Origin of the sequence: Pseudoalteromonas sp. T1lg76 (genome assembly GCF_002964725.1) — a bacterium.
GTDB lineage: Bacteria > Pseudomonadota > Gammaproteobacteria > Enterobacterales > Alteromonadaceae > Pseudoalteromonas.
On record NZ_PQCE01000010.1, the window covers coordinates 26416 to 50280 of the forward strand.

General features: G+C 50.8%; 22 protein-coding genes and 1 pseudogene. 20 read left to right on the top strand and 3 right to left on the bottom strand.

Features of this window, described 5'->3' with window-relative positions; genetic code table 11:
* Positions 1 to 41: 41 nt before the first annotated feature.
* Both C2M35_RS04340 and C2M35_RS04345 read left to right on the top strand, forming a co-directional pair.
* Positions 42 to 713 (top strand): tRNA-uridine aminocarboxypropyltransferase, encoded by a 672-nt coding sequence (locus C2M35_RS04340; RefSeq protein WP_105264687.1) that lies wholly within the window; start codon positions 42 to 44, stop codon positions 711 to 713.
* A 134-nt stretch (positions 714 to 847) separates the two neighbouring features.
* Positions 848 to 2944 carry a TonB-dependent receptor gene (locus C2M35_RS04345; protein WP_105264688.1) on the top strand — a complete coding sequence of 699 codons (2097 nt, stop codon included), beginning with the start codon at positions 848 to 850 and terminating at the stop codon, positions 2942 to 2944.
* A 66-nt stretch (positions 2945 to 3010) separates the two neighbouring features.
* Here the strand turns inward: C2M35_RS04345 and suhB are convergent, their stop codons facing one another.
* Positions 3011 to 3814 (bottom strand): inositol-1-monophosphatase, encoded by an 804-nt coding sequence (gene suhB / locus C2M35_RS04350; RefSeq protein ID WP_105214686.1) that lies wholly within the window; start codon positions 3812 to 3814, stop codon positions 3011 to 3013.
* 214 nt (positions 3815 to 4028) lie between these two features.
* On the opposite strand from suhB, the gene trmJ reads away from it, so the two are divergent.
* The 13 genes and pseudogenes from trmJ (at position 4029) to C2M35_RS04415 (ending at position 15985) form a co-directional block, all read left to right on the top strand.
* Positions 4029 to 4760 (top strand): tRNA (cytosine(32)/uridine(32)-2'-O)-methyltransferase TrmJ, encoded by a 732-nt coding sequence (gene trmJ / locus C2M35_RS04355; RefSeq protein ID WP_105264689.1) that lies wholly within the window; start codon positions 4029 to 4031, stop codon positions 4758 to 4760.
* Positions 4761 to 4922: 162 nt separating this feature from the next.
* Entirely contained in the window at positions 4923 to 5414 is a 492-nt protein-coding gene (iscR, locus tag C2M35_RS04360; protein WP_105200207.1) for a Fe-S cluster assembly transcriptional regulator IscR, read from the top strand.
* Between the two features lie 32 nt (positions 5415 to 5446).
* Positions 5447 to 6663: pseudogene (locus tag C2M35_RS04365) on the top strand (IscS subfamily cysteine desulfurase).
* Between the two features lie 34 nt (positions 6664 to 6697).
* Positions 6698 to 7081 carry a Fe-S cluster assembly scaffold IscU gene (gene iscU / locus C2M35_RS04370; RefSeq protein WP_105200209.1) on the top strand — a complete coding sequence of 128 codons (384 nt, stop codon included), beginning with the start codon at positions 6698 to 6700 and terminating at the stop codon, positions 7079 to 7081.
* Positions 7082 to 7090: 9 nt separating this feature from the next.
* Positions 7091 to 7414: an iron-sulfur cluster assembly protein IscA gene (gene iscA / locus C2M35_RS04375; RefSeq protein ID WP_105200210.1), complete on the top strand. Its 324-nt coding sequence runs from the start codon at positions 7091 to 7093 to the stop codon at positions 7412 to 7414.
* Between the two features lie 92 nt (positions 7415 to 7506).
* Positions 7507 to 8034 carry a co-chaperone HscB gene (hscB, locus tag C2M35_RS04380; RefSeq protein ID WP_105264690.1) on the top strand — a complete coding sequence of 176 codons (528 nt, stop codon included), beginning with the start codon at positions 7507 to 7509 and terminating at the stop codon, positions 8032 to 8034.
* A gap of 39 nt (positions 8035 to 8073) precedes the next feature.
* Positions 8074 to 9936: a Fe-S protein assembly chaperone HscA gene (hscA, locus tag C2M35_RS04385; RefSeq protein ID WP_105264691.1), complete on the top strand. Its 1863-nt coding sequence runs from the start codon at positions 8074 to 8076 to the stop codon at positions 9934 to 9936.
* Between the two features lie 3 nt (positions 9937 to 9939).
* A complete protein-coding gene (gene fdx / locus C2M35_RS04390; protein ID WP_105200213.1) occupies positions 9940 to 10278 on the top strand; it encodes an ISC system 2Fe-2S type ferredoxin in 339 nt (112 codons plus the stop codon).
* Between the two features lie 71 nt (positions 10279 to 10349).
* Entirely contained in the window at positions 10350 to 11783 is a 1434-nt protein-coding gene (locus C2M35_RS04395; RefSeq protein WP_105264692.1) for an NAD-dependent succinate-semialdehyde dehydrogenase, read from the top strand.
* A 91-nt stretch (positions 11784 to 11874) separates the two neighbouring features.
* Entirely contained in the window at positions 11875 to 12762 is an 888-nt protein-coding gene (locus tag C2M35_RS04400) for an NTP transferase domain-containing protein (protein WP_234000019.1), read from the top strand.
* A gap of 22 nt (positions 12763 to 12784) precedes the next feature.
* Entirely contained in the window at positions 12785 to 13915 is a 1131-nt protein-coding gene (locus C2M35_RS04405) for a phosphotransferase enzyme family protein (protein ID WP_105264693.1), read from the top strand.
* A 130-nt stretch (positions 13916 to 14045) separates the two neighbouring features.
* Positions 14046 to 15434 carry a Gfo/Idh/MocA family protein gene (locus C2M35_RS04410; protein WP_105264694.1) on the top strand — a complete coding sequence of 463 codons (1389 nt, stop codon included), beginning with the start codon at positions 14046 to 14048 and terminating at the stop codon, positions 15432 to 15434.
* Positions 15435 to 15745: 311 nt separating this feature from the next.
* Positions 15746 to 15985, top strand: coding sequence for a hypothetical protein (locus C2M35_RS04415; RefSeq protein WP_105264695.1), 240 nt, complete (start codon positions 15746 to 15748; stop codon positions 15983 to 15985).
* 13 nt (positions 15986 to 15998) lie between these two features.
* On the opposite strand, the gene C2M35_RS04420 is transcribed toward C2M35_RS04415, so the two are convergent.
* Positions 15999 to 16259, bottom strand: coding sequence for a YfhL family 4Fe-4S dicluster ferredoxin (locus C2M35_RS04420; RefSeq protein WP_105264696.1), 261 nt, complete (start codon positions 16257 to 16259; stop codon positions 15999 to 16001).
* Between the two features lie 265 nt (positions 16260 to 16524).
* On the opposite strand from C2M35_RS04420, the gene C2M35_RS04425 reads away from it, so the two are divergent.
* The gene (locus C2M35_RS04425; protein ID WP_105264697.1) at positions 16525 to 17394 is read left to right on the top strand and encodes a kinase; all 870 of its coding nucleotides are present in this window, start codon (positions 16525 to 16527) and stop codon (positions 17392 to 17394) included.
* A 2-nt stretch (positions 17395 to 17396) separates the two neighbouring features.
* Here the strand turns inward: C2M35_RS04425 and trhP are convergent, their stop codons facing one another.
* Complete coding sequence (trhP, locus tag C2M35_RS04430) at positions 17397 to 18749, bottom strand: prephenate-dependent tRNA uridine(34) hydroxylase TrhP (RefSeq protein ID WP_199774386.1); 1353 nt, start codon at positions 18747 to 18749, stop codon at positions 17397 to 17399.
* Between the two features lie 282 nt (positions 18750 to 19031).
* On the opposite strand from trhP, the gene ndk reads away from it, so the two are divergent.
* The 4 genes from ndk to C2M35_RS04450 all read left to right on the top strand — a co-directional run bounded on the left by ndk (position 19032) and on the right by C2M35_RS04450 (position 23865).
* Positions 19032 to 19463, top strand: coding sequence for a nucleoside-diphosphate kinase (gene ndk / locus C2M35_RS04435; RefSeq protein ID WP_105200219.1), 432 nt, complete (start codon positions 19032 to 19034; stop codon positions 19461 to 19463).
* A 168-nt stretch (positions 19464 to 19631) separates the two neighbouring features.
* Entirely contained in the window at positions 19632 to 20762 is a 1131-nt protein-coding gene (locus tag C2M35_RS04440) for a bifunctional tRNA (adenosine(37)-C2)-methyltransferase TrmG/ribosomal RNA large subunit methyltransferase RlmN (RefSeq protein ID WP_105200220.1), read from the top strand.
* A gap of 92 nt (positions 20763 to 20854) precedes the next feature.
* Positions 20855 to 22912 carry a type IV pilus biogenesis/stability protein PilW gene (pilW, locus tag C2M35_RS04445; RefSeq protein WP_105264698.1) on the top strand — a complete coding sequence of 686 codons (2058 nt, stop codon included), beginning with the start codon at positions 20855 to 20857 and terminating at the stop codon, positions 22910 to 22912.
* On the top strand, positions 22909 to 23865 hold the full coding sequence (locus tag C2M35_RS04450) for a RodZ domain-containing protein (RefSeq protein ID WP_105264699.1): 957 nt from the start codon (positions 22909 to 22911) through the stop codon (positions 23863 to 23865). The genes pilW and C2M35_RS04450 overlap by 4 nt, the downstream gene beginning before the upstream one ends.

Here is a 23865-nt window from a genome sequence, read left to right on the forward strand (position 1 = left end):
CGCGCCCGAATCAAATCAAGGCAACTCCAAGGCGGAACCAGGTGACCAATTCTGTATTAAAACTGCGGACCCAACAAATAGCAATGGCAAAGCGCGAGTTTAAAGCCCGTGGCAGCAAGCTCAGCCGTTGTGAGTCTTGCCTCTTGGCCGAGCCTTTATGTATTTGTGCCGGGGTCGAGCCGGTGCCCTGTGGCGTTGCGGTTTGTATGCTGATGTACCATAACGAAAGCTTTAAGCCCTCCAATACTGGGCGCTTAATCGCCGATATAGTCCCCGATAACCATGCTTTTCGCTGGGACAGAACTGAGCCGGATCCCGCTTTACTGGCGCTGATTGCGGATCCCCAATATCAGGCTTATGTGGTGTTCCCGAGTGAAGGCATGGCACCGGAGCGAGTTTGTACCCAGGTTCAGCATCAAGGGGATAAAAAGCCCTTGTTTATCTTTTTGGATGGCACCTGGCGCGAGGCCAAAAAGATGGTGCGCAAGTCGCCCTACCTTGATGAACTGCCCATCTTATCCATCAGTCCAGAGAAGCTCTCGGATTATCGTTTACGCGTTGCCCCCCATGCACACCAGCTTGGCACCGCTGAGGTGGCGATCATGGTGTTGCAATTGGCTGGTGAAACCGAAGCCGCAGAAAAATTAGAGCAGCATTTTGTCGCCTTTCGCGGCGCCTACCTAAAGGGCAAGCGCTCTAAGTTGAGTGACTAGTCATGGGATGCCTTTTTCCCTTTGCTATTGCGCCGCTTTTACGCCCCGCTTAAGTACCTAAACTGTTCATTTAATGGCTTGATTTTGCTAGACTCGGTGTTCCATTTTTAATTCAGTAGGGATGCCTTCCCAGCATGAATGCACGTTTATGTTTATTAGCCTGTGCGGTCGCTCAAAGCCTAAGTGTTAGCGCCTTTGCAGATGAAAGTGAAATTGAACGAATTATTGTTACCGGCGACTTTAAAAGCGAGTCGATTCAAGAGTTAAGCGCCAGTGCCAGCCTCTTCTCTGAAACCGAAATTGCCGCTCGCGACGCCAAGTATTTGGATGAGCTGTTAAATCAGGCCGCCAACGTTAACTTTACCGCTGGGGCATCGCGTGGTCGTTTTGTGCAGGTGCGTGGCATAGGCCTGCGTTCGCAATTTGTTGACCCCATTAACCCTTCCGTGGGCATGGTGATAGACGGTATTAACTATTCTGGCCTAGGCGGCGCGGCCATGCTGTTCGATGTCGATCAGGTGGAAATCTACCGTGGCCCTCAGGGCACACGTTTTGGCGCCGATGCCATGGCCGGGATGATCCATATGGAAAGTGCCGATCCGACCGTGACGCCAAGCCTTAAGGTCAAGCTGGGAGCGGGTAACTATAATGCCTGGGATGCAGGTATCGCCGCGGCCACCGGCTTTGGTGAGAAAAGCAGTGTGCGTGCCAGCTTCTATCAGAATAAATCCGATGGCTATATGAAAAATGCCTATCTGGGTCGTGATGATACTCAGAATATCGACGAGCAGGTCGGACGCATCAAGCTGCACTCACAACTTACCGAGCACTGGCGCGCCGAGTTTGTCGCTCATTTTATGGATATAGATAACGGCTATGATGCCTTTACTCTGGATAACAGTCGTATCAGTGTGGCGGATCAGCCAGGTAAAGATACTCAGGAAAGTAACGCCTTTGGTCTGAGTAATATCTATACCGGTTTTGATTTTGCCGATATCGCCCTGAATCTGACCGCCTTAGATGCGGATATGCTTTATAGCTATGATGAAGACTGGGTCTGTAATGACCCGCAAGAGCCAGCGCTGTGTAAAGCTGGCTTGCACCCTTGGGGTTACAGCTCAACCGACAGCTACGAGCGTGAGCGTCAAGATCACAGTGCCGAGCTGCGCTTTACCTCTAAAGCAGGTGACTGGGTCGGTGGCCTGTATTATCAGTCGCGCGAGGTTGACTTGCTGCGCCAGTATACCTGGAATGACGGCGATTTTACTTCTAATTATGATAGCGACAACCTGGCTATCTATGGTCAAGTTGAGACCCCAATCAGTGATAAAACCCGCTTAGTCACCGGCTTGCGCGTTGAGCGCAACGAAGGCGACTATATGGATGTCCACGGCGTAAGCGAAACCGTTGACGATACCATGATTGGCGGTAAGGTCGCTCTTGAGTATCAAGTGGTACCACGCACCATGATCTACACCAGTATCAGCCGCGGTTATAAGGCCGGTGGTATCAACGCCGAGGCCATCGCGAAAGCCAATGATGAAGGTTTAAGTCAGGATGCGGAGTTTTTCCTCAACCATCGTACTTTTGATCCAGAATATCTGTGGAATGCCGAGTTCGGTGTGAAGGGCAGTTCAGCCGATCAACGTTTGAATCTGCGTATTACCGCGTTTTATATGTATCGCGATAATATTCAGCTTAAAGCTTGGAAAACCGAAGATCAGCAATTTGCCGGTTACTTCGACAATGGCAACAGCGGTGAAAACTATGGTCTTGAAATTGAAGGCGAATACGCTTATTCACCACGTCTAACCCTAAGCGGTAGTCTGGGTTTTTTGGAAAGCGAAATCGACGGTTTTGTTACAGCCGATGGCATTGATCAAACAGATCGTGATCAGGCGCAGGCGCCTAATTATCAATATGCCATCAACGCGCGCTTTAATATTACCGATGCCTTATCTGTGAGTGTGGGCATGGAAGGCAAGGACGAGTATTACTTCTCCAACAGCCATGACTCGCAAGCACCTCATGCGAACCTGGTAAACGCCAGCATTGGCTATCAGGCGGATTACTGGGACTTAAACTTCTGGGTGCGTAATGCCCTGGATGAAGATACTTATACTCGCGGCTTTGAGTTTGGTAACAACCCGGTAAATGAATACGCTACGCAAACCTATGTGCAATATGGTGAGCCGCGTGTGGCGGGTGTGAGCTTTACTTACGAGCTGTAACGGTTAACGAGACACAAAAAAACGCGAGCTAAGGCTCGCGTTTTTTTATTGCCGATAAAGGAGTGATTATTTCAATAATGACTCTGTAAGTACCGGACGAATTTCTTTTACAAGGGCTTGGGCCAGCTTAGGAGCACCGCATACTATGTTGCCGCTTTTCTCAAAGTTTGCACCACCGGCGAAGTCCATCACCAAACCACCTGCTTCTTTAACAAGTAGCTGACCTGCGGCTGTATCCCAAGGTTTCAAACCAATTTCGAAGAAGCCATCAACGCGACCGGCAGCTACGTAGGCCATATCCAGCGCTGCAGAGCCCGCGCGACGAATATCAGAGGTGTGTACGAATAGGGCTTTAAAGGCTTCCATATAGGCATCCATATGGTGCTTGTGCTTGAACGGGAAACCTGTTGCCAGCACGGTACCAGACAAGTCTTTGGCGTTGCTTACACGGATACGCTTGCTGTTAAGCTGGGCGCCTTGACCACGGCTGGCGGTGAAAAGCTCACCACGGATTGGGTCATAAACAACCGCTTGTTCGATGCGACCTTTTACCTTAAGGGCAATCGATACACAGAAATGCGGGATATCTTGGATAAAGTTAGTGGTGCCGTCGAGAGGATCGACAACCCATAGGTAATCTGCGTCAGAACCTTCAAGTTGACCTAGTTCTTCACCCACAATGCTGTGGTTTGGGTACGCTTTTAAGATGGTTTCGCGAATAACGGCTTCAGCCTCTTTGTCGACGTTAGTCACAAAGTCGTTGTTGCCTTTTTGAGTGGCTTCAACTTTTGATAAATCTTCACAGGCGCGCAAAATCACCTTACCTGCGTTTCGCGCAGCGCGAATCGCAATGTTTAACATTGGATGCATAGCATTACCTTTGGGTTGTAAAAGAACAATATTTTGAGCCGGCGTATTCTAACGATTTTACTGACAAAGTAAATAAAGTTCGTAAAAATAATTGCTGTTTTTTTAACCGCAATGCATCTTTGGGGGTAAAGATGGAGGAAATTTCAACTCCTGCTGGCAAGGCTTATGATAAACTAGCGCGCAAATTGGTTATTGAAAGCATAAGCACATCACTATGGCGTTAGAGAATATTCGCATTGTATTAGTTAACACCTCACATTCGGGCAATATCGGCTCCGCCGCACGGGCGATGAAAACCATGGGCTTTAGCAGCCTGTATCTGGTCGACCCGGCCTGTGAAATCGACAGTCATGCCAGTGCCTTGGCGGCCGGTGCCACGGATATTCTTGGCACTGCAACCACAGTCTCGACCTTAGAAGAAGCTCTTGAAGGCTGCAGTCTGGCGATTGGCACCAGTGCGCGCTCACGCACCCTGAGCTGGCCCATGGTTGACCCCCGTGGCTGTGGCGAAAAGCTGGTTAGCGAGTCTCAGCAAGGCCCTGTGGCCCTGGTCTTTGGTCGTGAAAACAGCGGCCTCAGTAATGATGAGCTGCAACTGTGTAATTTCCATGTTTGTATTCCCGCGAACCCAGAGTACAGCTCACTGAACTTGGCTATGGCGGTGCAAACCCTGTGCTATGAAACCCGCATGCAGTTCCTTGATAGGCAAGAGCAGGTGGTTGAAGAAGATGAAGCCGAATACCCGAGCAACGAGCAGATGCAGCGCTTTTATGAGCATCTGGAAAAAACCTTTGGCGACACCGGCTTTATCATTAAGCAGCACCCGGGTCAGGTTATGACCAAGCTAAAACGCTTGTTTAACCGAGCGCGTCCAGAGCAACAGGAGCTGAACATTTTGCGCGGCATGTTGACCTCTGTCGACAAACAAATGAAAGAGCCAAAATAAAGGTCCCAACTTAGGCTTTTCAGGGTGAATAATACTTGACTAAATTACTCAGGTATTTACAATGTGAATGAATACCCGAGTATTTCACTCAAGTACTAGTAAATACTTGACTCTAATACTCAGGTAATTAAAATTCACACTCTTGATGAGTATGGGGGCGTTATGAAGTTAACATCTAAAGGCAGATATGCGGTTACCGCTATGCTCGATGTTGCGCTACACACAGATGTTGGGCCCGTTCCCCTTGCCGACATTTCCGAGCGGCAAGAAATCTCCTTGTCTTATCTGGAGCAATTATTCGCGCGCTTGCGTAAGCAAGGTTTGGTGACCTCGGTACGAGGCCCTGGCGGCGGTTATTTGCTCGGCAAAGAGGCCAGTGCCATTTCCGTGGGTGATGTGATTAGCGCCGTAAATGAGTCGGTGGATGCCACTCGTTGTCATGGTGCTGAGGGCGGCTGCCAAAGTGGTATGCGTTGCCTTACCCACACCCTGTGGACTGAGTTAAGTCAGCGCATTGAAGAATTTTTACATGGCATCACGTTAGCCGAGTTGGTCAATAAGTCCGACATTAAAGAAGTGGCCCAGCGCCAGGATAAAAGCCTAAGTGATGCCCTGAGCAAGTTAGAGAATATAGAAGTCAGCTGTCAATTGTGAGCAACCCCAGGGTTGCCGTGAGCGGAGAAAGTATGAAGTTACCAATTTATTTAGATTATGCAGCAACAACGCCAGTGGACTCGCGCGTTGCCGAAGAAATGATGCAATGCCTGACAATGGAAGGTAATTTTGGTAACCCAGCATCACGTTCGCACCGCTTTGGTTGGCAGGCCGAGGAGGCAATCGATCAGGCGCGTCACGATATCGCTGAGCTGATTAATGCCGATCCACGCGAAATCGTATTTACTTCGGGTGCCACAGAGTCAAATAACTTGGCCATCAAAGGTGCCGCTAACTTCTACAAGAGGAAAGGCCAGCACATTATTACCGTGCGCACCGAGCATAAAGCGGTAATCGACACTTGTCGTGAGCTTGAGCGTCAAGGTTTTGAAGTAACCTATATGGACGTGGAAGCTAACGGTCTGCTTGATCTGAAAAAGCTTGAAGCCGCCATGCGCGATGACACCATCCTAGTAAGCGTAATGCACGTAAACAACGAGCTAGGTGTGATTCAAGACATCGCCACCATCGGTGAGATGTGCCGAGAGCGCAAGATCATGTTCCATGTTGATGCTGCACAAAGCGCTGGCAAGGTGAAAATTGACCTGCAAGAGCTGAAAGTTGATTTCATGTCCTTCTCTGGCCACAAGGTCTATGGTCCTAAGGGTATTGGTGCCCTTTACGTGCGTCGTAAGCCACGTGCTCGCCTAGAAGCGCAAATGCACGGCGGTGGTCACGAGCGCGGTATGCGTTCGGGCACTCTAGCCACGCACCAGATCGTCGGCATGGGTGCGGCTTTCCGCATCGCTAAACAAGATTTCGATAAAGATCACGCCCATATCAGTGCCTTACGCACTCGTCTAATCGACGGCATTATGAAGGATATGGACGAAGTATACTTCAACGGTGCACCAGAGCACTCTGTGCCTGCATAGTCAATATCAGCTTCAACTTCGTTGAAGGTGAGTCGCTGCTAATGGCAGTTAAAGACATTGCGGTTTCTTCAGGTTCAGCCTGTACATCGGCCAGCCTTGAGCCTTCATACGTATTGCGTGCCCTAGGTCGTAACGATGAGTTGGCGCACAGTTCAATCCGTTTCAGCATTGGTCGCTTTACCACCGAAGAAGAAATCGACTACACCGTTAAACTTATTAAAGAGTCTATTAGCCGACTTCGTGAGATGTCTCCACTTTGGGAGATGCATCAGGAAGGGATTGATTTAGAGTCGGTTGAGTGGGCACATCATTAAGCCTTGGCAGTAACAAGGTAGCGAGGTAAAAGTTATGGCATACAGTGATAAAGTAATAGATCACGTAGAGAATCCACGTAACGTTGGCTCTCTTGACAAAAATGATCCAAGCGTAGCGACGGGCATGGTTGGTGCACCGGCGTGTGGTGACGTAATGAAGCTACAAATCAAGGTTTCTGAGCAAGGCGTTATTGAAGACGCGAAGTTTAAAACTTACGGTTGTGGTAGTGCCATTGCATCATCATCATTGGTAACCGAGTGGGTTAAGGGCAAGACTCTTGACGAAGCTGCGGAAATCAAAAACACCGACATCAGCGCCGAGCTTGAGTTGCCACCGGTGAAAATCCACTGTTCAATTCTGGCAGAAGATGCGATCCAGGCAGCGATTAAAGATTACAAGAGTAAACACGGCAAATAAGGCAGTAGTATGGCAATCACCTTAACAGATGCAGCGGCGGAGCGCGTAAAATCCTTTCTAGACAATCGTGGTAAAGGATTGGGTCTGCGTGTGGGCATTAAAACCACAGGCTGTTCAGGGCTTGCCTACGTTCTTGAGTTTGTTGATGAACTTAGCGAAGGTGATGAAACCTTCGAACACAAGGGCGTAACGGTCGTTGTTGACGCAAAGAGCCTGGTATACATAGATGGTACCGAGCTGGACTTCACCAAAGAAGGTTTAAACGAAGGGTTTAAATTCAATAACCCGAACCAAAATGGTGAATGTGGTTGCGGCGAGAGCTTTACCGTATAACGGCACTTATTGGGCAAGGCGTTGCTCAGGATCAGGTATTGTATTCGCTTAAGCCCTACCTTATGTAGGGCTTTTCGTTATAAAGGTTTTTCATGCGTTATTTTGAATTGTTTTCGATCCCGGTAAATTATGACGTCGATCTGCAAGTGATCGGCGCCCGCTATTTAGATTTGCAACGGGCGGCGCATCCGGACCGACACAGTGGCGGCAGTGAGCGAGAAAAGCTGCTGGCGGTGCAAAAAACGGCGGAAATTAACGATGCCCTGCAAACCCTTAAGCACCCGCTTAAACGCGCCGAATATATGCTGGCCGAGTTAGGTCTGGAAATTCGTGGCGAGCAGCAAACCCTGCAAGATCCTATGTTCTTGATGCAGCAAATGGAGCTGCGTGAAGAGCTTGAAGAGGTCAAGACAAGCGATGACCCAGATGCGGCGATTGCCAAGCTAGAGCAGCACATTAAAGAGTTGAACAACGAATACAGCAATGAGCTGCAAAGTCTATTAGCCAGCCAGGATGAAAATGATTGGCAAAAAGCGGCGGATAACGTGCGAAAACTCAAGTTTGTTTTTAAATTAAAAGACGAGCTGAAGCGCATTGAAGATGAATTATTTGACGACTAGTGACTAATCAGCATTGAGTAAAAAGGTTTTATAACACACATGGCATTACTGCAAATTGCTGAGCCGGGGCAAAGCACGGCACCTCATGAACATAAACTCGCGGTAGGTATCGATCTAGGTACCACCAATTCCTTGGTGGCCACGGTGCAAAGCGGCGAGGCCAGAACCCTCACCGATGAGCTGGGTAACGCCATGTTGCCTTCCGTTGTGCGCTATTTAGAGCAAGGCCATGTGGTTGGCCAAGAAGCTGCGGTTCATGCCGCAGACGACCCGCATAATACCCTGATTTCAGTTAAGCGTTTCCTAGGTAAAACCCAGGCGGAAATAGAAAGTAGCTATGGTCAATTGCCCTATGAATTCAGCGATGACAACGGCAGTTTGCATATTCGTACCCGCCAAGGCAATATCAGCCCGGTACAGGCATCGAGCGATATCTTAAACGCCCTGCGTGAGCGTGCCGAGCAAAGCTTCGGTGGCGATACCATTACCGGCGCGGTGATCACTGTTCCTGCCTATTTTGATGATGCCCAGCGTCACAGTACCAAGGATGCGGCGCAACTGGCCGGCATCAAGGTGCTGCGCCTATTGAACGAGCCAACCGCCGCGGCGGTAGCCTATGGCCTGGACTCGGGCCAGGAAGGGGTAATCGCCGTGTATGACCTGGGCGGTGGTACCTTTGATATTTCTATCCTGCGCCTTAATAAAGGGGTCTTTGAAGTGCTGGCTACCGGTGGTGACTCAGCCCTCGGCGGTGATGATTTCGATGCGTTATTAGTTGAACACTTCAAGCAGCAAACTTCAGCTCAAAACCTATCAGCCAATACCCTGCGTTTATTTATCAATAAAGCGAAAGCTTGTAAGGAAGCACTTACAAACTACGCCAAAGTCAATGTTGGCCTGGAGTTCGATGGACAAACGCATACAGTTGAAGTCACGCGTGAATTATTCGCCGAACTGGCTCTGCCTCTGGTGAAGAAAACCCTGCGTAGCTGTCGTCGTGCCCTAAAAGATGCCGGAATAGGCACCGATGAGGTACTAGAGGTAGTAATGGTGGGCGGCTCGACCCGCATGCCTATCGTGCGTGAGCAGGTGGGTGAGTTCTTTGCTAAAGAGCCGTTAACCAGCATAGACCCGGATCGCGTTGTGGCCATTGGTGCCGCCATTCAGGCGGATATCCTGGTAGGCAACAAGCCGGAAGCGGATATGTTGCTGTTGGACGTATTACCCCTGTCTCTTGGTTTGGAAACCATGGGTGGCCTGGTCGAGAAGATCATTCCTCGCAATACCACCATTCCGGTAGCGCGCGCGCAGGAATTTACCACCTTTAAAGACGGGCAAACGGCCATGTCACTGCATGTGCTGCAAGGCGAGCGTGAACTGGTTGACGATTGTCGCTCTTTGGCTAAATTCAGTCTTAAAGGTATTCCGCCTATGGCCGCCGGTGCGGCGCATATTCGCGTGACCTTCAATGTGGATGCCGACGGTCTGCTAAGCGTGACTGCGATGGAGAAATCCACCGGCGTACAGGCGGAAATTCAGGTGAAACCTTCATTTGGCTTATCCGATGATCAGGTAGCCGAGATGCTTAAGTCCTCGATGAGCAACGCCAAAGAAGATATGCAGGCGCGTATGCTCAAAGAGCAACAGGTAGAAGTCTTACGCGTACATGAAGCTTTGGAAGCATCGCTTGCCACCGACAGCCACTTACTGGACGAGCAAGAACTGGCGACGCTACGTGAAGCCATGGCAGAGATGCAGGCGATCAGTGCCAGCACCACAGAGCCACAAAAGATTAAAGACGCCATCGAAAAGGTGGATGCGGCGAGTAGCGAGTTTGCCGCCCGTCGTATGGATGCATCAATTAAAAAGGCCTTGAAAGGCCAATCAGTAGATGAGGTATAAGCAATGCCACAAATTATCTTTTTACCCAATGAAGAGCTATGCCCAGAGGGCGCAGCCATCGAAGCCAAGGCCGGTGAGACGGTATTGGATGTGGCGCTTAAAAATGGCATCAGCATTCCTCATGCCTGCGAAAAGTCCTGTGCCTGTACTACCTGCCATGTGATTATTCGTGAGGGCTTTGACTCTTTGGAAGAAAGCGATGAGCTTGAAGATGATATGCTGGATAAAGCCTGGGGGCTAGAGTCTGAGTCGCGCCTGGGTTGCCAGGCCAGAGTAGCCGACGAGGATTTGGTGGTTGAGATCCCCAAATACAACCTCAATATAGTGAATGAAGAGCATTAAGCTTTCACGCATGTAAATTAGAAAAAGCCGCTGTATCATAGAATCAGCGGCTTTTTTATTGGGAGACTTATATGAGTACGGCCTTGTTATTTACCCAGTCCTTTATCGATGGCCAGTGGCTAGAGGGAGAGGGGGAGTTTGATGTATTTAATCCCGCCGACAACAGTGTTTTGGCGAGCGTATCCCGGGTAACAGCGGCTCAAGTCGAGCAAGCCATTAGTGCCGCCGAGCGGGCCTTTAGCAGTTTAAAAAATACCAGTTGTGAGCATCGTGCCCAGGTGCTTGAGCGTTGGTATGACCTGGTGATCGCTAACCAGCAGGCACTGGCCGAGCTGATGACCAAGGAGCAGGGCAAGCCCTTGGCGGAAGCGCTTGGGGAGGTTAAATATGGGGCCGACTATATAAAATGGTATGCCGAGCAGGCCAGGCGAAGCTATGGTGAGCTTATTCCCGCCAGCAATGACAAGCATAGAATTTCGGTTATTAAGCAAGGTGTGGGCGTGGTGGCCGGCATCACTCCGTGGAATTTTCCTATCGCCATGATCACCCGCAAGGTGGCACCGGCTTATGCCGCCGGGTGCAGCTTTATTTTAAAACCCTCCGAGCATACGCCTTTATCTGCCTTGGCCCTGGCGCACTTAGCCCATGAAGCCGGCTTCGAACCGGGCGCTTTTAATGTGCTGCTGAGCGATCGCGCCAAGGAAGTGGGAGAGCAGCTCTGTGCTTCAGAGGTGGTGCGCAAATTCACCTTTACCGGCTCCACCGCCGTGGGCAGGCAATTACTGGCCCAGTGTGCCCCAACGATAAAACGCACCTCCATGGAGCTTGGCGGTAACGCACCCCTGCTGGTGTTTGCCAGCGCCGATCTGGATAAGGCCGCCGATGGCATTATTGCCAGCAAATTTCGCAATGCCGGACAAACCTGTGTCTGTGTAAACCGAGTCTTGGTGGATGAGAGCGTCGCTGAGGACTTAACCGTCAAACTGGCCGAACGAGTCCAGGCCTTAAGGGTGGGTGATGGCTTTAGTGCCGGGGTGGATATTGGTCCCTTGATTTACCCTGCCGCCAAAGACAAGGTGTTGCAACTGGTAGAAGACGCGCTTGAACAAGGTGCCAAACAGGTTAACCAGGCTGCTTCCTTAGACGGTAACTATGTGGCGCCGCTGTTGCTTACCAATGTAAATGCCGAGATGCGCATCAGTCAGGAAGAGATCTTTGGTCCCGTGCTTACCGTCGCCACCTTTAGCGATGAGGCCGAGGCGATTACTCAGGCCAATGCCGTTCCTTATGGTTTGGCGGCTTATTTTTACAGTCAGGACATAAGCCAGATTTACCGTGTCGGCGAGGCACTGGAATACGGTATGGTGGGGATCAACGAAGGGCTTATTTCCAACCCGGTTGCACCCTTTGGCGGCGTAAAGCAATCGGGCCTGGGACGCGAAGGCGGCCATCAGGGACTGGACGAGTATCTGGAAGAAAAGTACCTGTGCTTAAATATCGGTTAGCGGCATTTAAACGGGTATGCTAACCCAGATATTTGCAGTGCCGGGACGCTAGTCGTTACACTCTCATTTTTGCAGTAATGGATAAGTGCTTGTGAATCCTCATATTAGTTTGGTCGTGTTGGCGGGCGGATTAGGCAGTCGTTTTGGCGGCGCCAAGCAAATCGCCCCGCTGCCCGGAGTCAATCGCACCATAATGGAATTGAGCATTGAAGATGCTTATCACGCCGGTATTCGCCATCTGGTGCTGGTGATCAACGCTGCCGTGCGCGCTTATATTGAGCAAGAGATATTGCCTAAGCTGCCCGCCGATCTGGAAGTCACCCTGGTTGAGCAGCGCCTTGAAGATGTTCCCGCCGAGCACGCACAGCGTGCAGCACAGCGGCAAAAGCCCTGGGGCACGGGTCATGCACTGTTATGCGCGAAAGAGGCGGTTATCGACAAGGCCATAGTGATCACCGCCGATGATTATTACGGCAGCCAGGCCTATAAGCAACTGGTGCAACACTTTAAGCGCAGCAGCAACTGGGCCTGTGTGGCCTATCCACTGCAACAAACCTTGTCGGAGCAAGGAGGAGTTAATCGCGGTATTTGTGCCCTTAATGAGCTGCAGCAACTCTTGCGCGTAGATGAAGTGCTGAATATCCAATACCAGGAAGATGGCACCTTAGTTGGCCTCAACGACAAGGGACAGGCGAGAGCTTTGGCTTCGGATGTCCTTGCGTCCATGACCTTTTGGGGGATAGACAAGCGACTCTTTACGATTTTGGCAGAAAACTTTGCTGACTTCCTTGGTCACCATGACAAGGGCAACGCAAAGGAGTATTATCTTCCCGATCAAATCCAATACGGCATTGACCAGCACTTAGCTGTGGTCGAGGTATACGCCGCCAAGCAGGCTTGGATGGGGATGACCTATAAAGATGAATTGCCCCTACTGGCTCGGAATATCGCCGCGCTTAAGGGATTAAGCCATAAGTAACGGGGCTGCCAAACATACACCTATGAATACAGATTATTATGCGCAGCTGTTAGCGCAGCAATACGGCTTTGCGCCACCACTGAGCTTAAAGACCATAGGCAACGGCCATATCAATACCACCATGTTGTTAGGACATCGCGATGGCAGTGTGGTGGTGCAGAAACTCAATACCCAAGTCTTTCCTGAGCCCGAAAAACTAGTCGCCAATGCCCGTAAAATTGAGCAGCACCTGATGCAAAAACATCAGGCAAGCCAGTATGATCTTGAAGTGATCAAGCATGTGCCCACCCTGGAGGGGAGCTATTTGCTGAGCACTGATGGTGAGCATTGGCGGGCCCTGGAGTTTATCGGTAACAGCCGCAGTGAAGAGGTGGTGCGGTCGCCCTTGCAGGCTCAGGTTGCTGCCAGTGCCTTTGGTCGCTTTGCCGCCGCGCTGCAGGATTTCGACGCCGAGTCCTTGTATCCGGTGATCAAGGATTTTCATAATCTCGCCATGCGCATGGACATGCTGGAGCAGGCCGTGCAAGCCGATAAACTCGGTCGTGTTAAGGACGTACAGCAGCAGTTGGATTTTTGTCGCGAGCAAGCTTTCCTAATAGATGAAGTGGTGACGGTTACCGCGCAAATACCTTTGCGTCCTTGTCATAACGACACCAAAATCAACAATATGTTGTTTAGTGACAAGCAGGGTACGTCAGAGCCAAAGGCTGCGCCTGTGGCAGCGCCCGCGGCTGCACCCGCGGCAGCGCCCGCGGCCAAAGCGGTGATCGATCTGGACACCTGCATGCCTGGTTATTGGTTATTCGATTTTGGCGACATGGTGCGCACCTTCTGCTCGCCGGAAGAAGAAGACAGTATTAACCTGGCGAATGTGCGGGTGCGTGAAGAAATCTTTGCCGCCCTGGTTAAGGGCTACATTGAGCCTTTAAAGGCGCACATTACCGCCGAGGAAAAGGCCAGCTTCTGGCTTGGCGCCAGGGTGATGCCCTTTATGATCGGGGTGCGTTTTCTTACCGACTATATCGACGGCGACCATTATTTCAGCATTAAGCACGGCCGCCATAATCTCGACAGAGCCAATAATCAGTTTGCCCTGTATCGCAGCGTACTGGCGCAACAAAAAAGGCTTAAGTCGCTGATTGATAATGCTTAAACTACAGACCCAGCAAATAGCTGGGTTTTTTATCGCTTTCATTTGCCATTAATCTCGTTCCTTTTGCCTGCCTTGGTGCTTTACGCTAGCTTGCTAGAAAAGCCTGGAAAGGCAAGACTGAGGAACGAGCATGAAACAATTCAACAGACGCGATTTTTTAAAGGCGGCGGGAGCGGTGGCCGGTGCCGCCGCGACGGCGTCGATGGCGGGCTGCGCCGGGACCGGTTCAGCCGCTGGCGCTGCGGCTACACCAAAGGCGCAAGGCCAATCGGTGATCGGTTTAATCGCCCCAAAAATGGATGTGGTGCGGGTCGGCTTTATCGGTGTGGGTCAGCGTGGCTATGGCCATGTAAAACGCATGAGCTACATTGAGGGCGCCGAAATCAAAGCCATTTGTGATACTCACCAAGAGGTGCTGGATCGCGCCGTCGACTTCCTGGTTCAAGAAGGCAAGGAAAAACCCACCGCCTACGGTGACAGCGAGCTGGCCTATAAAGACATGTTGGCCCGCGATGATATAGACATAGTGATTATTTCCACGCCCTGGCGCTGGCATGCGCCCATGGCCATCGACACCATGAACAGTGGCAAGCACGCCTTTGTCGAGGTGCCACTGGCGCTGACGGTTGAAGAAATGTGGGAGATAGTCGACACCGCCGAGCGCACCCAGAAAAACTGCATGATGATGGAAAACGTCAACTACGGCCGTGACGAGTTGATGGTATTGAACATGGTGCGCCAGGGGGTCTTCGGCGAGTTACTTCACGGTGAGGCGGCCTATATTCATGAGCTGCGCTGGCAGATGAAAGAAATCGAGCACAAGACAGGCTCGTGGCGTACCGCCTGGCATACGCGCCGTGATGGCAACCTTTACCCCACGCACGGTTTGGGCCCGGTTTCCCAGTATATGAATATCAACCGGGGTGATCGTTTTGATTACCTCACCTCCATGAGCTCGCCTGCTCTGGGCCGTGCCGCCTACGCCCAGCGTGAATTCCCGGCGGAGCACGGGCGTAATCAACTTAAGTATATTGCCGGCGACATGAATACCACGCTGATCAAAACCGTTAACGGCCGCAGTATCATGGTGCAACACGATACCACCACGCCGCGCCCCTATAGTCGTCACAACCTGATCCAGGGCACCAATGGGGTTTTCGCCGGTTTCCCTAACCGCATTGCCTTGGAGCATGGCGGCAACAAGAGTTTCCACGAATGGGAATACGATATGCAGCCCTGGTACGATAAATATGATCACCCCTTGTGGCAGAAAATGGGTGCAGAAGCCGAGCGCAATGGCGGTCATGGCGGTATGGATTTCTTGATGTTCTGGCGCATGATCTATTGTTTACGAAATGGTGAGGCCTTGGATCAGGATGTCTATGACGGCGCCGCCTGGTCGGTGATTTCGCCACTGTCGGCGCAATCGGTAGCCAATCGCAGTGAGTCCATCACTATTCCAGACTTTACCCGCGGTGCCTGGCGCACCGCCACACCCCTGGGCATAGTCGGCGCATAACATAGCCCTAGATGTAGGCCGGCTTTGTAGGTCGGTCTTTTAGGCCGACAAAAATGCCCTTCTGTAGCAATGTCGGCACAGCGCGCCGACCCACAAAATCATATTTCTAGATGGATGACGATAAGTGTCCGGCCTTGGACACAGAGGTGTCCGGCCTTGGACACAGAGGTGTCCGTTCGCGGACGTTATTTGTGTGGTGAAAATAGAACCATGTTTTCAGGTTGTTGAATTTTATGGTTATTTTATTTTGGCACGGTCGTTGATAGTAACTAAGAGACATTTACTTACTAGCTTGAACCAAGGATACCATTATGAAATACCTACATGCAGCCATAGTTTCCGGTCTACTGTTAATGAGCTCACTGACCCATGCCAATACCCTGGTGCAGGAAGTGGAGCAGGCCATTAAGCAGACCACGCAAGAGGCGTTGGCCCAGTTAGTGGCGGCGCAGAGAAAGGCCATACAAGACTCGCTCACCCAGATGTTGTTGCAGCCAACGAAGGCGCTGCCGAGTGACAAACAAACTGATGTCACGCCTGCTAAGGATTAATCCATGCAGGTGGTTAGTTGGGCTCGTCGCCTTGTGTTAGCTGTACATATTTATCGGCGAGCTCAGCGAGTGTTTCCTTATGCTCGGGGTCGGGCTTGATACAGTCGATGGGGCATACGCTCACACAGGTTGGGTTATCATAATGGCCGACGCATTCGGTGCATTTACTTGGCTCTATTTGATAAATCTCCGCACCCATATAAATGGCACCATTCGGGCACTCGGGTTCGCACATATCGCAGTTAATGCATTTGTCGTTGATCAGTAATGACATTTTTTTACCCCATAAACGCAGGTGCGCGATGGTACATAAAATTCCCCTGTGACTCACTAGCCAAGGTGAGGCTAATTCGCCTTGTTTTGATCTAAAACAAAGAATGCTTGATGTGTAAACGTCGCTCGGTTGGGCTCCTTGTTGCACCAAACTGGTGCCACTCTTCAAGGTGGAGTAAATAAGCCACTGTTTTATAATGTACTTATATGTTGGCCCAGGGTATGCACTGAGGCTAGACAGGGTAACAAAAGGGCAGAGCGCTAAGATGGATACAGCGGCATTTTTATCTCGTCATAAACTGACAGCTCAGTATGGGGCACAGATCACGGACTATTTTGCGCCCTTGGCGCAGCAAATTAGTGCCACCAAAAAGCCAAGGGCAGCACTGTTTGTGACTATCAACGGCGCGCAAGGCTCGGGCAAAAGCACTCTGGCGGATTATCTCGCCTGCCACCTGCGGGAAGAAGGCGGACTTAATGTCTGCGCCTGCTCCTTGGATGACTTTTACTACTCCCAGGCGCAGCGTTATGAATTGGCGCAGCAGGTGCATCCCTTATTGGTGACCCGGGGCGTGCCCGGAACACATGATATAGACCGTTTGCATAAGCTGGTGGACGCTGTGCGTGAGGGGCAAGCACCGCTGAGCGTGCCACGCTTCAATAAAGCGATGGACGAGCCCTGTGACCCCGGGGAGTGGCAGCACTTCTCGCGCCCCATCGACGTGCTTATTATTGAAGGCTGGTGTGTGGGCACACCAGCGCAAAGCGAAGAAGCCTTGCTGGTGCCCATTAATGCCCTTGAGCAAGAGCAAGATGCGGATGGCCGCTGGCGGCGCTATGTGAATACTTGCCTGGCACAGCATTATCAGCCGGTATTTGCCGATGCCGATATCAGTATAATGCTGAAGGCGCCAAGCTTCGATGCGGTGCTGGCCTGGCGCTGGCAGCAGGAGCAAAAACTGATTGCCCGCGTCGGTCATACGACCCACACCATGAGCAAGACGCAAGTCGCTGATTTTATAAGCTACTTTGAGCGCCTTACCCGTCATGCCTTAACTCAGTTACCACACCGCACTCAGGTGGTGCTGGAACTGGATTTAGAGCGCCGTATTACCGCCTATCACAATGCCTTGTAGTCTCACCCCTGGGTAGGGAAGGGGTTACGAGTGTCCTGACCCGGCGCTAGGTTGCGCAGCAGTATGGCTTTATCCAGGTCCAGATCTTCCGGCAGTGGAATACGAACTATATGGCCCGAGCCCTTAGCATCGTCTATGCTTTCGCCCTTTTTATTTTCCATATGCTCAAGGTTAAAGTTGATATTGCCCTGTGGCGTCATCAGCTCTAACGAATGGCCGGTACAGAATTTGTTTTTCACATCGATTTCCACCAGGCCATTGTTGGTGCGTCCTAACACTTCACCGACAAACTGCTGCGAGTCGGAGACCGAATGGCCATAGTCATAATTTTGGTAGTCCTGATGTGCATGGCGCTTTAAGAAGCCTTCGGTATAGCCACGGTGTGCCAGATGCTCCAGGCTCTTCATCAGCGTCGGGTCGAAGGGCTTGCCGGCCACCGCATCGTCGATGGCGCGACGATAAACCTGAGCGGTGCGTGCCACGTAATAGAAGGATTTGGTGCGGCCTTCTATCTTCAAGCTGTGCACACCCATACGCGTCAGCGCATCCACATATTGCACCGCGCGCAGGTCCTTGGAATTCATGATGTAGGTGCCGTGCTCGTCTTCGAATGCAGGCATGTATTCCCCCGGGCGACCTTGCTCTTCGAGCATAAAGACTTCCTTGGTTGGCTCACCCAGGCCCAGAGTCGGATCGATCTTGTGCACCAGGTCACCGGTTTCTGTTTCTTCGCCGGGTTTGACATCATAGCTCCAGCGACAGGCGTTGGTGCAGGTGCCTTGGTTCGGGTCACGCTTGTTGATATAACCGCTGAGCAGGCAACGCCCAGAATAGGCCATACACAGGGCGCCGTGCACAAACACTTCTAACTCGGTGTTAGGGCAAAGCTCGCGGATTTCACCGATTTCTTCCAGTGACAATTCCCGGGATAAAATAACCCGCTCTATGCCTTGCTTAGCCCAGAACAGCACGCTGGCATAGTTCACCGCATTGGCCTGCACGCTCAAATGAATGGGCATATCCGGCCATTTTTCTTTCACCAGCATGATCAGACCCGGATCGGACATGATCAGCGCATCCGGTTTCATGGCGATAACCGGCTCGATATCACGCAAATAGGTTTTTACCTTGGCATTATGCGGAGCGATGTTAGACACCACGTAAAGCTTTTTATTTTGCGCATGGGCTTCATTGATACCCTGCTCTAAGTTGGCGAGATTAAATTCGTTGTTGCGCACCCGTAAACTGTATCTGGGTTGTCCGGCATAAACCGCATCGGCGCCATAAGCAAAAGCGTAGCGCATGTTTTTTAAGCTGCCCGCCGGGCTAAGTAATTCAGGAGTAAAGATAGACATGGTTAAATCCTTGGCTGAGTCCGAGTCAACTGAGGTAAAAAATAGCGGCGGATTCTAGCGCGTGTGCCCGCTGGGGATTTTGATTTGGATCAGGGTTTGGGTGAGCTGGTGGAGCTGCATCCGGTCTATGGCCCGGGTTCCGTGAGGCCCATTAGTCAAAGCGTCACAAAAATTTGTTAGTCTTGCCTGGGTCACAATGTAGTAGGATTTTCATGCTAAAGCGCGTATAATTCGCGCCCGGTAAAGTTTAACACTTAAATTTAACGTTATTTGGAGCAACACATGGCTTTAGAGCGCACTTTCTCTATCGTTAAGCCTGATGCGGTAGCTAAAAACCACATCGGTGCAATCTACAACCGTTTCGAGTCTGCTGGTCTTAAGATCGTAGCATCTAAAATGGTTCACCTTTCACAAGAGCAAGCTGAAGGCTTCTACGCTGAGCACAAAGAGCGTCCTTTCTTTGGTGCCCTTGTTTCTTTCATGACTTCTGGCCCAGTAATGGTTCAGGTTCTTGAAGGTGAAGATGCAGTACGTAAAAACCGCGAAATCATGGGTGCTACTAACCCAGCTGAAGCGGCTGCTGGTACTCTACGTGCTGACTATGCTGACAGCATCGACGAGAACGCGGTACACGGTTCAGACGCTCCTGAGTCTGCTGCTCGCGAAATCGCTTACTTCTTCGCTGAAGAAGAAATCTGCCCACGTACTCGTTAATTTCGAGTTGTAAGCAGAACCAGGGAAGGGCCTTCAGGCCCTTTTCTTGTCTCATGCAATTCCTTAGTTTATTTGCTCTGCGCTGAGTGAACTAAGAAATTGCTATAATGGTTAAATTGTGTACAATTGCCGCCTTCGTTTTATCCGTCACCTGATAGAGGTTTATTCATGGCCACGACTGAGAAAAAAATCAATTTACTCGATTTTAATCGCCAAGGTATGCGCGACTATTTTGCATCCATTGGTGAAAAGCCGTTTCGTGCCGATCAGGTGATGAAGTGGATCTATCATTTCGGCATCGATAACTTCGAAGAAATGAGCAATCTGAATAAGAAGCTGAAGGCTCGCCTGCAAGCCGAATGTGAAATTCGTGCGCCGGAGATCACGGTTAAACAACCTTCTAGCGACGGTACTATCAAGTACGCACTTATCCTTGATGGTGGCCAGGAAGTAGAAACTGTGTGGATCCCGGAAAAAGACCGCGCTACCTTGTGTGTGTCTTCTCAGGTTGGCTGTGCCCTTGAATGTACCTTCTGCTCGACCGCGCAGCAGGGCTTTAACCGTAACCTTAAGGTGTCGGAAATCATAGGTCAGGTGTGGCGTGTGGCCAAAGATATCGGCCTGCATGGCGATAGCACCCGTCGTCCTATTACCAATGTGGTCATGATGGGCATGGGTGAGCCTTTGCTAAACCTTAAAAACGTCGTGCCTGCGATGGAACTGATGATGGACGATTGGGCCTTTGGCCTGTCGAAACGTCGCGTTACCCTAAGTACCTCAGGCGTGGTGCCGGCCCTTGATTTGCTTAAAGAGCAAATCGACGTGGCTCTGGCTATTTCTTTGCACGCACCGAACAATCCATTGCGTGACGAGTTGGTACCAATTAACAAGAAGTACCCGATCGAAGAGTTCCTGGCCGCTTGTCGTCGTTATATCGACGGGTCTAAAGCGAATAAGGAAGTGACGGTAGAATACGTGATGCTGCAGGAAGTAAACGATAGCACGGATCATGCCCATGAGTTGGTGCAAACCCTAAAAGGCACGCCTTCTAAGGTGAACTTGATCCCATTCAACCCCTTCCCGGGCAATGAATATGGTCGTTCCAGCAACTCACGCATCGACCGTTTCTCCAAGGTACTGCAAGCCGCCGGCATCACCACCATAGTCAGACGTACCCGAGGCGATGATATCGATGCCGCTTGTGGTCAGCTGGTGGGTGATGTAGTCGATAGAACCAAGCGACTGGCCAAACGCCAGGAGCGAGAAAAGAACGCAATCGCGGTAAATGTCTCTCAGTAACATAAAAATAAGCCCTTTTTTCAAATAATTGATGAAACAAAAGGGCTTTTCAGTAATGATAGGTGCAATAACGGAATAAACGAGGCTAAGCCATGCGCAAGCTGTTAGTGACCAGTATAAGCTTACTCGCCCTTGGTGGGTGTGTAACCGAAAGTACATATGTGGGCAGTGACAAGCCCGTTGTTGAAAAGAAAATCAATAACGTAGAAGCCGCCCGCACCCGAATCTCCCTTGCCTTAAATTACCTTTCCCAAGGCGATAGCACGCAAGCCAAATATAACCTAGAACGTGCTGCTAAATTCGCCCCGGAACTGCCAGAGGTACATTACTCCATTGCTTATTACTACCAGCAGGTTGGTGAGAAGCAACGAGCTAAAGACGCTTATGAAAAGGCACTCAGTCTAGAGCCGAACGATCCTAACACCCTAAACAACTACGGGGTGTTTTTATGTGATATCGGTGAGTATGATCTAGCGGTCGATAAGTTTATGGCTGCCATTGAGGTTCCGAGTTACCTGCGCGTAGCGGAAAGTTATGAAAACCTGGCGCTGTGTGCGCTGGAATTTGATAAGTTTGATGCTGCCGAAACCTTCTTAGAAGACTCCCTGCAGCACAGCTCGTTACGCCCATCAAGCCTAATCAACCTGGCTGCGGTAAAGTATGCTAAAAGTGACTTTTATAATGCTCAGCAGGTGTTAAATCGCTACCAGCGCACCGGTCGTATCTCGTCACGTTCCCTTTTACTTGGCTACTTGATCCATGACCGTATGGGTCATATTGAAGATGCCCGTAAGTTGGCCGAAACCATTACCGTCACTTACCCATCGTCGATAGAAGCGCGCATTATTCGCGAACAGCGCTACAGCGCCAGTGAATTTGAACAATTGCGTGAACAGTACCGTCGTCACAAGCTCACCGAGCTGCAAGACAGCATGGAAGGCAATCAAATCGTTGCCAAACCTAAGATTAAGGTTGTGAAGAAAAAGACCGGTGCTGAATCAGAAGCCAGTGCTGTGGTCTTAACTGCGGCCGCACCAGCGGCAGAATTTGTTGAGACCTCGGTTGCGACCGTAGCAGCCGAGACAGCTGTGGAAGTGGCTGCCGAAGCAGTAGACACAGTGGCGGAGCAAATTGATGTTAAGGCGGAAGTTGAGCCTTCGGCAGAGCCTTCAGTCGACTCAGCAGTTGAGCTTTCTGCCGAGACAGTCGAGACGGCAACCGACACCATGCTTGAAACAGCGGATGAACTGGGAGAAGAAGCTTCGGCCGAAGCTATCGCCGTCGAGAATCAGGCCAGCGAACAAATGGCTGCTGTTGAAACGGCAACCGAGCAAAAAACTGAAGCGGCCAATGACTTAGCATCTGAGCTTACGGCATCGGCTAAGAGTGCAGAGCAAGAGCTGGTATCTGAAGTTAAGTCTTCGACTGAGCTGTCAGCCAAGCCTACTGCCGAAGCCGCGACTAAATCTCTAGACGCAGCAAAGAGCAAGGCTGAAGAAAAAGCTAAAGCAGAGCCTTCGACTGAGACCTCGACTGAGTCTTCGACCCAGAAGCCTGACGAATCTAGCGTTACTACCCTGGCCGAGCAAAAGGATCAATTACAGTCAGAATTGGCGCGTGAGTTTGCTTCCTTGCAGTTGGCTGCGGATGTTACTGCAGAAGATAAGCCGGAGGCTGAGGATGTGACCGAGCAGCTTGCTGCTAACGGTGCACAGCATGAAGAAGCCGCTGAATCTCAGGAGCAGGTCGAAGATGTAAGCCCTGCAGCCGAGGTGGTGACGCCAAAGGCCAAGGTGGTTGAGCAAATGGCCATTGCCAATACTGCGGGTAAAAAAGAAATCCCTTTCCATGTGATGCAAAAGGGTGAAAACCTGTTTAATGTTTCGACCCGCTATAATATCCGTCTAAGCACCTTACGTAAGTGGAATAACCTCGTCAGTGCCGATCATGTGCAAGTTGGCCGCAAGATTTACTTACAGCAACCGTATAATTATCATACCGTGGCTGAGGGTGATACCTTGTTTGAAATTTCCAGGAAATACAATGTGCGTATGGAAAAGCTTTTGGAGTGGAACCAGATTGAAGAAAACAGCAAATTGGTTCCGGGCGATAAAGTATATATAGCAGATCCGAAGAATTATCGATTATGAGTGACAGTGGTGAAGTAGCACAGCAGGCTGAGGAGGAATCAGCCGCTATTGCCATAGGCAAGCAGTTAGCCGGTGCTAGGGAACAACAAGGGTTAAGCCAGGAGCAACTGGCGCGCAAGCTAAATTTGACGGTGCGCAAGCTCGATGATTTAGAGCAAGGGCGTTTTGCCGGTCTGGGCGCCACTATTTTTGTGCGTGGCTATATCAAGGCTTATTGCAAGGTGCTGGCTTTGGACTCGGCTCCCTTGTTGGCCGCTATTGAGCCAGAGCCTCAGGCACAAGAACAGGCAAGCATGCAGAGCTTCTCGCGACGCACCGAAAAAGAAGCGCACGACAATCGTTTGATGCTTTTCAGTTATGCCATCCTCGCTATTATTCTAGGTTCATCCCTGTTCTGGTGGTGGCAAGACAGTGACGAGCAGGTTGTGGAAACCACACCCTTGGCCGCGGATATAGTGGCGGCTCCGGCACCAGAGCCTGAACAGCCTAGTCTTATTGATGCGGGCCCTGGGACTTTGCAAGAGTCTGAGCAAGCTCAACAGGTAAATCCGCAACAAGGCGTCGCAGAGTTGCCTGATAAAGTTGATAACCCCCAACCTAACCAGGGTGTAGTGCAAATCGACAAGGGCGAAACTGCCGAAGAAATGCCCCCGGAGGAGGCGCCCCTGGCTAAAGCGCCCCTGGCTGAAGCGCCCCTGGCCGCCGGTGAGCAAAGAGTGATTATGCGCTTTAGCGGTGAATGCTGGGTTGAAGTGCAGGATGCCAAGGGAAAACGCTTGGCCTATGACATTAAACAAGCGGGGCAAGAGTTAGAGCTAGTAGGTTTGGCCCCCTTTGCGGTCACCCTGGGCAAGCATGATGTGGTTAGCGTCAGCGTCAATGGGGAAGCCGTGGATATTTCGCATTTTCCACCAAACCGTTTAGCTAAATTTTCATTACCGTTAACAGAGTAA